The following is a 2,340-nucleotide window of genomic DNA, read 5'->3' as shown; positions in this document are numbered from 1 at the left end:
ATGGTGGGCACGGCCTACCCCATGCTCGTGTCACCTGCCTTGCTCGAGCAGTCGGTCAGCGCCCCCTTCAAGGCGATTGACATGGTCAACAGCTTTTCGCACTCCACGCTGGCACCGCCCCCTTCAGCCTTGGGCCCCGGCACCTGGCTGTATGGCGGCAGCAAGGCGCTGATGCGCCGGGTGCTGGCCAGCAACACGCAGGTCAATGTGTTCCGCACCGGCTTCAAGGCCTGCGACGACTACCGTGGTGCTGAGGCTGCCATGCCCCAAGTCTCTTGCCCCACCCTGTTTGTGCTGGGCAGCGCCGACCAGATGACGCCACCCAAAGCGGCACAAAGCCTGATCGACTTGTGTGGACAAGCCAAAGTGGTGAAGCTGCCCGCAGGCCATTCGCTCATGACCGAAGCCCCCGAGGGCGTGTTGCAAGCACTCAAGGATTTTTTTAAACCGTGAGCGTGACACACATTCGCGAGCAGGGGCTCGCTCCAACAAGATGAACCCATTGGCTACCCACATCACACCACCCTTGTCGGCTGAAAGGGCCCGCGAGTTGGCCCAAAGCCTGGACCTGCGGGCTTTGCCACGCGACTTTCTGGACAACCCCTACCCGGTCTACGCCGCGCTGCGCGAGTCCGAGCCTTTCAAGCGCATGCCCGATGGCTCGTATTTCCTCACGCGCCACGCCGATCTGGTGGCGGTGTACCGCGATGCCAAGGTCTTCAGCTCCGACAAGCAGGTCGAGTTCGGCCCCAAATACAACCACGCTCCGTTCACCCAGCCACCCTACGCCACAGCCAGTGGTGTGTCTCCGCTGTTCGAGCACCACACCAACAGCCTGGTCTTCAATGACCCGCCGCTGCACTCGCGGGTGCGCCGCCTCATCATGGGCGCGCTGACCCGCCGCGCCATTGAAGCCATGGAGCCTGGCCTGGTGCAACTGGTGGACAGCCTGCTGGACAAGATTGAGGCCCATGGCGGCGGTGACCTGATCGAGGACTTTGCCTCGGCCATTCCGGTCGAGATCATCGGCAATTTGCTGGGCGTGCCGCACAACGAGCGCGAACCCCTGCGCGGCTGGTCGCTGGCTATTTTGGGTGCCTTAGAGCCAACCCTGACCCATGAACAAGAAGCGTTGGGCAACCGCAGCGTCAACGAATTCCTGGCTTACCTGCGCGAACTGGTTGCCCACCGCCGCCAACACCCCGGCGATCCCGAGCAAGACGTGCTGACACGATTGATCCAAGGTGAAAAGGATGGCGGCGATGACAGACACAGCGCAGGCGATGCGCTGAGCGAAGTTGAGTTGCTGCAAAACTGCGTGTTTTTGCTCAACGCCGGGCACGAAACCACCACCAACTTGATCGGCAACGCGCTCATCAGCCTGCAAGAATGGCCTGAGCAACGCATGCGCCTGCTGTCGGACCTGCAACACGCCGCCGATGAAGAAGCCAAACTACCCATCCTGACTTTGGCGGTGGACGAGTTCCTGCGCTTTGAATCGTCGAACCAACTGAGCAACCGACGCGCCCTGCAGGCCACCCAAGTCAACGGCATGGACTTGCCAGCGGGTGCTTTGGTCACGCTGTGCATTGGCGCGGCCAACCGCGACCCGGCGGTGTACGACAAGCCCGAACAGCTGGACCTGCGCCGCACCGGCAACAAACACCTGGCTTTTGGTTTTGGCGTGCACCAGTGCGCGGGACTGAGCTTGGCGAGGCTTGAAGGACGCATCGCCATTGGGCGTTTTTTGCAGCGCTTGCCCAATTACCAGCTCACGCAAGCGCCCCAGCGCGGCAACCGGGCCCGGTTTCGCGGCTTTTTGCACGCGCCGTTTTCAATCCCATGACACCCCAGGAGACACACCATGAACCCCGCTGAAACACCTGCGCCCCGGCACGCCAGTTTTGCCGAGTTCTACCCCTTCTATTTGAGCGAGCACAGCGACCGCAATTGCCGCCGCATGCATTTTGTGGGCAGTACGCTGAGCCTGATGTGTCTGGCCATGTTGGCCGTGACCGGCAAACCGCAGTACTTTTTGTATGCCCTGCTGTGTGGGTATGGCTGCGCCTGGGTCGGTCACTTTGTGTTTAAAAAGAACAAACCGGCCAGCTTCAAACGCCCCCTCTACAGCTTCATGGGCGACTGGGTCATGTACCGCGACATGTGGCGCGGGCGTGTGAGTTTTTGAGCGATTCGGGCCTGAACCGCCCCATCAAAGGGCCCGCGCCGGTGGCAGCAACTGCGCCATCCGGATTTGGTCCAAACCAGTTTGCACCCACAGCGGGTCAGCTGCCGAGGCGCGCAGCACGAGCAAGCGATCGGCCAATGGGCCCACGCTGG

Annotated in this window: 3 protein-coding genes; all 3 read left to right on the top strand. The window is 61.8% G+C overall.

The window, feature by feature from the left end:
- Positions 1-453 (top strand): alpha/beta hydrolase (locus Q0341_RS04560; RefSeq protein ID WP_299510882.1); only part of this gene is annotated, 453 nt, incomplete at its 5' end.
- A gap of 40 nt (positions 454-493) precedes the next feature.
- Entirely contained in the window at positions 494-1,846 is a 1,353-nt protein-coding gene (locus tag Q0341_RS04555) for a cytochrome P450 (RefSeq protein WP_299510881.1), read from the top strand.
- An 18-nt stretch (positions 1,847-1,864) separates the two neighbouring features.
- On the top strand, positions 1,865-2,188 hold the full coding sequence (locus Q0341_RS04550) for a DUF962 domain-containing protein (protein WP_299510880.1): 324 nt from the start codon (positions 1,865-1,867) through the stop codon (positions 2,186-2,188).
- Positions 2,189-2,340: the final 152 nt, after the last annotated feature.

Origin of the sequence: uncultured Limnohabitans sp. (assembly GCF_937889215.1) — a bacterium.
Classification (GTDB): domain Bacteria; phylum Pseudomonadota; class Gammaproteobacteria; order Burkholderiales; family Burkholderiaceae_C; genus Limnohabitans_A.
Note: the sequence above shows the minus strand (reverse complement) of the source record. Positions and strands in the feature narration are given on the sequence as shown.